At 68.8% G+C, this 6,436-nt stretch carries 3 protein-coding genes; 2 read left to right on the forward strand and 1 reads right to left on the reverse strand.

Translation table 11 applies throughout. The features are described 5' to 3' along the window. Positions 1-726: hypothetical protein (locus B1400_RS09135; RefSeq protein ID WP_095614071.1), on the reverse strand; the 726-nt coding region annotated here is incomplete at its 3' end. A 358-nt stretch (positions 727-1,084) separates the two neighbouring features. Between B1400_RS09135 and uvrA the strand changes: the two genes are divergently transcribed. Next, entirely contained in the window at positions 1,085-4,021 is a 2,937-nt protein-coding gene (uvrA, locus tag B1400_RS09140; protein WP_095614073.1) for an excinuclease ABC subunit UvrA, read from the forward strand. A gap of 43 nt (positions 4,022-4,064) precedes the next feature. Then, positions 4,065-6,436 (forward strand): excinuclease ABC subunit UvrC (uvrC, locus tag B1400_RS09145; RefSeq protein ID WP_095614072.1); only part of this gene is annotated, 2,372 nt, incomplete at its 3' end.

Here is a 6,436-nt window from a genome sequence, read left to right on the forward strand (position 1 = left end):
CCAGTCGTCGAAACGGAAGCGCGCGAGGCAGGCGACGGCGAGCAGCGCGAGCGCGAGCGCGATCGTGGCGACGGACTGCCCGGTGCCGCTCATCGCGCCGTCCTTCGAGACGTAGTAGGTGACGGCGCGCGCGACGTCGACGAGCGTCTCGACGATGAGCCACGAGCCCCACAGCGAGAACGGCGCCCAACCCCAGATGCTCGTGTCGTCGCGTCGGGAGAGGAACCACAGCGCCCACACGAGCGCCGTCTGCACGGCGATGAGCGTGACCGAGGCCGGATAGCTCTTGAAGGTCCACGCGAACACCCAGCCGACGCCGACGAGGCAGGCGCCCGTGAACAACGCGCCGAGCAGCGTGAAGCGCATGCGGCCGAGCCGCTTGGCGCGGCGGCGTCCGTTGCCTACGCGCACGAGCCAGACGGCGAGCAGCAGGTAGACGGGAATCCAGATGAGCTGCACGTAGCGCGGCGCCGAGAACCACGAATGCACGCGCTGGCGGGCGTCGTTCATGTCCACGTGCACGAGGACGCCGGCCTGCGCGAGCGCCATGACGACGATGAGCGCGGCGAAGGAGGCCCAGGCGACGATCATCTCGACGTCGTGCTCGCGTCCGCCGTCCTTGTCCCGCGCGTCCTTCGTGCGGCCGCCTCTCCGCGTCTCGTGCGGCTGCGGGGGGTCGGCGTCCGTCCTGCGCGACGGTGCGCCGTGCGTGTCGTTGTCTGCCATGGGTCTCGCTCCTTCGTCGTGTCCGTTTCCTCCGTTCCGGCCGCGCGGCGTCATGCGGGCGCGGCCGTGACGACTTCCAGCGTAGGCGAAGCCCGGGCGCCGGCGCGCGCAGTGGCTCCGTTTTTCGTCCCGTGGGTGAACGCGGCGGCCGTCGGCCGGCGCCTTCGGCGCGCCGGTGTGCGCCCATGCGAAGATTTCGAACAGGTGTTCGATTTTTTCATCCGGATGCGCTATCCTTGTGTTGCCTGCGCGCCCGCGGGACGGGTGCGCGGACGACCCCACACGGGAACCGAAAGGCGGGAATCCATTGGCAGCAGAACACGAAGCACAGGCGTCGCGCGCCGTCCTCGAACGCGTCATGTCGAGCGACACCTTCCTGAGCCGCGAGCTGGCGAAGGCGCCGTTGCGCGAGGAGCACGGTTCGCTCATCGCGGACATCGGCCATCTGCCCAACGACCTCAAGATCGTCATCCAGGGCGCGCGTGAGCACAACCTCAAGAACGCGGACCTCGAGTTCCCGCGCAACCGCATGGTCGTCTTCACGGGCCTGTCCGGTTCGGGCAAGTCGTCGATGGCCTTCGACACGTTGTTCGCCGAGGGCCAGCGCCGCTACGTCGAGTCGCTGTCCGCGTACGCGCGCCAGTTCCTCGGCCAGATGGACAAGCCCGACGTCGACTTCATCGAGGGCCTGAGCCCGGCCGTTTCGATCGACCAGAAGACGACGAACCGCAACCCGCGCTCGACGGTTGGCACGATCACCGAGATCTACGACTACCTGCGTCTGCTCTTCGCGCGCACCGGCATCCCGCACTGCCCGGTGTGCGGCGCCGAGGTGAGCGCGCAGACGCCGCAGCAGATGGTCGACCGCCTTCTGGGCAACCCCGAGGGCACGCGCTTCCAGATCCTCGCGCCGGTCGTGCGCGGCCGCAAGGGCGAATTCGAGGACCTGCTCGAGCTGCTGCGCGGCGACGGCTACGCCCGCGCGCTCATCGACGGCGAGATGCGCCAGCTGTCCGACGACATCACGCTGGCCAAGCAGAGGAAGCACACGATCGAGGTCGTCGTTGACCGCCTCGTCGTGCGCGACGGCATCCGCCAGCGCCTCACCGACTCCGTCGAGACGGCGCTGCGCCTGGCGAAGGGGCTCATGGTCGCCGACTTCGTCGACCGCGACGCCGACGCGCCGGACCGTCGCGTGCCGTTCTCCGAACATATGGCGTGCCCCAACGGCCACACGCTCGAGCTCGATGAGATCGAGCCGCGCACGTTCTCCTTCAACGCGCCCTACGGCGCCTGCCCCGAATGCACCGGCCTGGGCTTCAGCCTCGCGATCGACCCCGAGCTCGTCGTGCCCGACCCGGACAAGACGCTCAACGAGGGCGCGATCGAGCCGTGGATGATGACGAAGACCACCGGCGACTACTACCGCCACGTGCTCGAGGGCCTCGGCTCCGAACTCGGATTCGACCTCGACACGCCTTGGAAGAACCTGCCCGAGGAGACCCGTCAGGCGATCATGTACGGCAAGGACTTCAAGGTCACCGTCTCGTACCGCAACCGCTGGGGGCGCATGCGCGAATACTCGACCGGCTTCGAGGGCGTCGTGCGTTCGCTGATGCGCCGCCACGAGGAGACCGACTCCGAGCAGCGCAAGCAATACTACGAGTCGTACATGCGCGAGGTGCCCTGCGCCGTCTGCCACGGCAAGCGGCTCAAGCCGGAGGTGCTCGCCGTGACCGTCGGCGGTCTGTCGATCGCCGACGTGTGCGACATGCCCGCCGAGCGCGGCCTCAAGTGGATCAACGAGCTCGACCTGACCGGCGCCGCCGCACACATCGCCGGCGAAGTCGTCAAGGAGATCCGCGCGCGTCTCGGATTCCTCAACGACGTCGGCCTCAACTACCTGACGCTTTCACGCGCCGCGAAGACGCTCTCCGGCGGCGAGGCGCAGCGCATCCGCCTCGCCACGCAGATCGGGTCTGGCCTCGTCGGCGTCATGTACGTGCTCGACGAACCATCGATCGGCCTACACCAGCGCGACAACGCGCGCCTCATCGACACGCTCCACCATCTGCGCGACCTCGGCAACACGCTCATCGTCGTCGAACACGACGAGGACACGATCCGCAGCGCCGACTGGCTCGTCGACATCGGCCCCGGTGCCGGCGAACACGGCGGCGAAGTCGTCTACTCGGGCCCCGCCGACCATCTCGTCGACGCGAAACGCTCGATCACCGGCGACTACATCGCCGGCCGCAGACGCATCGAGACGCCGAAGAAGCGGCGCAAGGCGAAGAAGGGCCGCAGGCTGCGTGTCGTCGGCGCCCGCGAGAACAATCTCAAGGACCTCACCGTCGACTTCCCGCTCGGCGTCATGACATGCGTCACCGGCGTCTCCGGTTCGGGCAAGTCGACGCTCGTCAACCAGATCCTCTACCCGGTGCTCGCCGACAAGCTCAACGGCGCGAGGATCGTGCCCGGCAAGCACACCCGTGTCGAAGGCGTCGACCAATGCGACAAGGTCATCCACGTCGACCAGAACCCGATCGGACGCACCCCGAGGTCCAACCCGGCGACCTACACGGGCGTCTGGGACAAGATCCGCGCGCTGTTCGCGAAGACGCCCGAGGCGCAGGTGCGCGGCTACGGTCCGGGACGCTTCTCGTTCAACGTCAAGGGCGGCCGCTGCGAGGCATGCCACGGCGACGGCACGTTGAAGATCGAGATGAACTTCCTGCCGGACGTCTACGTCGACTGCGAGGAATGCCACGGCAAGCGCTACAACCGCGAGACGCTCGAGGTCAAGTACAACGGCAAGTCGGTCGCCGACGTGCTCGACATGCCGATAAGCGAGGCGGCCGAGTTCTTCAAGGCCTACCCGGCGATCTCGCGCTACCTCGACACGCTCGTGCAGGTCGGCCTCGGCTACATCCGCCTTGGCCAGCCCGCCACGACGCTTTCGGGCGGCGAATCGCAGCGCGTCAAGCTCGCGACCGAACTGCAGCGCCGCAGCACCGGCAAGACCGTCTACATCCTCGACGAGCCGACGACGGGCCTGCACTTCGAGGACGTCAACAAGCTCCTCGTCGTGCTCCAGGGCCTCGTCGACAAAGGCAACACCGTCATCGTCATCGAACACAACCTCGACGTCGTCAAATCCAGCGACTGGATCATCGACCTCGGCCCCGAAGGCGGCGAGGGGGGCGGCACGATCGTCGCCGAAGGCACGCCGGAGCACGTCGTCGAATGCGACCGGTCGTGGACCGGCAGGTTCCTCGAGCCGCTGCTCGGATAGCGGACGGCTGCATCGGCAACACCAACGTCATCATGGAGGCGACGTGAGCACATTCGAACGGCATGCGCCGGGCACCTGGCGCCGGATCGCGCGCGATCTGGCCGCATCCGGCGGCACGGACGGCGAGGGCGCCGGCGTCAACGCGAACGGCGCGCCGCTGCTCGGCGACAGCCGCGACCTGTTCCGCCCGAAGACCTCGGACATCCCCGCGCAGCCCGGCGTCTACAAGTGGCGCGACGGCGAAGGCCGAGTCATCTACGTGGGCAAGGCGAAGAACCTGCGCAACCGGCTGACCAACTACTTCCAGCCGCTGAGCCAGCTTCATCCGCGCACGCAGACGATGGTGCTCACCGCCCGTTCGCTCGAATGGACCGTCGTGGGCACCGAGATCGAGGCACTCACGCTCGAATACACGTGGATCAAGGAGTTCGACCCCCGGTTCAACGTCGTCTTCCGCGACGACAAGACCTACCCGTATCTGGCGATCTCGGCGGGGGAGGAGTACCCGCGCGTCTGGGTCACGCGCAGCCGTAAACGCCGTGACACCCGCTACTTCGGCCCCTATGCGAAGGTATGGGACCTGCGAAAAAGCCTCGATAGGCTGCTGCGCGCGTTCCCGGTGCGCACCTGCACGCCGTCCGTGTTCCGCAAGGCGCAGCTGACCGGACGCCCCTGCCTGCTCGCGTCGATCGGCAAATGCTCGGCGCCGTGCGTCGGCAGGATCGCGCCGAAGGAGCACCGGCGCATGTGCGAACAGCTCGTCGGCGTGCTCACCGGGCGCATTGGGCGTTCGTACGTCGCCCAGCTCACCGCGCAGATGAAGGAGGCGAGCGCCGACCTCGACTTCGAGCGCGCCGCGCGGCTGCGCGACGACATCCAGATGCTCTCGGGGGTCGTCGAGCAGAACTCCGTCGTCCTCGACCAGGAAGTGGACGCGGATGTCTTCGGCTTCGCCACCGATGAGCTCGAGGCGTCCGTGCACGCCTTCTTCGTGCGCGCCGGCACGATCCGCGGCGAACGCAACTGGAGCGTCGAACGCTCCGAGGGCATCGGGGACGACGAGATCATCGCCGACCTGCTCGTACATGTCTACGCCGACCTCGTCGGCGACGAACACCGCGGGGAGGAGCAGGGGGCGAAGGTCGTCGTCAACGAGGAACGCAACGCCGTCGCCTCCTCGCAGCGCTTCCGCGCGAGCGATCCGACGGCTCGCGCGCAGGCGACGCGTGAGCGCCGCGAACGGCTTGAGCAGACCGGGCGCGCCGACCTGCTCGCGCCGATCGCGCCTGTGCCCCGGCAGATCCTCGTGCCGTTCGAGCCGGCGCGCCGCGAGGAGCTCGAGACCTGGCTGTCCGGCCTGCGCGGGGGCGCCGTCTCGGTCGACGTGCCCCGGCGCGGATCGAAGCGCCAGCTGCTCGACCGCGCGGACCAGAACGCCCAGCAGGCGCTCCAACGCAGCAAGATGAGCCGCATCAGCGACTTCGGCGCGCGCACCGAGGCGATGAACGAGGTCGCCGAGGCGCTCGGACTCGACCAGGCGCCGCTGCGCATCGAATGCTACGACATCTCGAACACGGTCGGCGGCGCCTATCAGGTCGCGTCGATGGTCGTGTTCGAGGACGGCGTCGCGAAGAAATCCGAATACCGGCGCTTCGCGATCCGCGGCGCCGACGGCTCCGGCGCGCTCGACGACCTGTCGGCGCTCACCGAGACGCTCACGCGCCGGTTCAGACACGGCAACATCGCCGGCGACAGCGGCGAGAGCATCGACGACGAGCGGCGCGCGGGCCGCGCGATGCGCGACGACGTGCAGGGGGCGGGTCGCGCCGGGCTGATCGTGCAGCAGGACACGGACCGGCGTCGTTTCGCCTACAAGCCGAACCTCGTCGTCGTCGACGGCGGCAGGCCGCAGGTCATGGCCGCCGCGAAGGCCCTCGCCGACTGCGGCGTGGACGACGTGGCCGTATGCGGTCTGGCGAAGCGTCTCGAGGAGGTGTGGGTGCCCGACGACGACTATCCGATCATCCTCCGGCGCGCGTCGGAGGGCATGTACCTGCTGCAGCGTGTGCGCGACGAATCGCACCGCTTCGCGATCGACTACCATCGGCGGTCGCGCCGCAAGGGCGCGTTGCGTTCGGCGCTCGACGGCATCCCAGGCGTGGGGCCCGCGTTCCAGAAACGGCTGCTCGCGCATTTCGGCTCGGTGCGCGCGATGCGCGAAGCGAGCGTCGAGCAGCTCGAGGAGGTCAAGGGCATCGGATCGGCGAAGGCGCGGCGCATCTGGCAGGCGCTGCACAAGGACGACGCCGACGCGCCGACGGACGCCGGCGCCATGCCCGGCGGCGGCGCGAGGGAAACCTCGGTAGGGCGCGAAGGGCGCGACGGGGCGCCCGCCGACCCGGCCGCCGGCCGGTG

Source organism: Bifidobacterium italicum, assembly GCF_002286915.1.
Taxonomy (GTDB): Bacteria; Actinomycetota; Actinomycetes; order Actinomycetales; family Bifidobacteriaceae; genus Bifidobacterium; species Bifidobacterium italicum.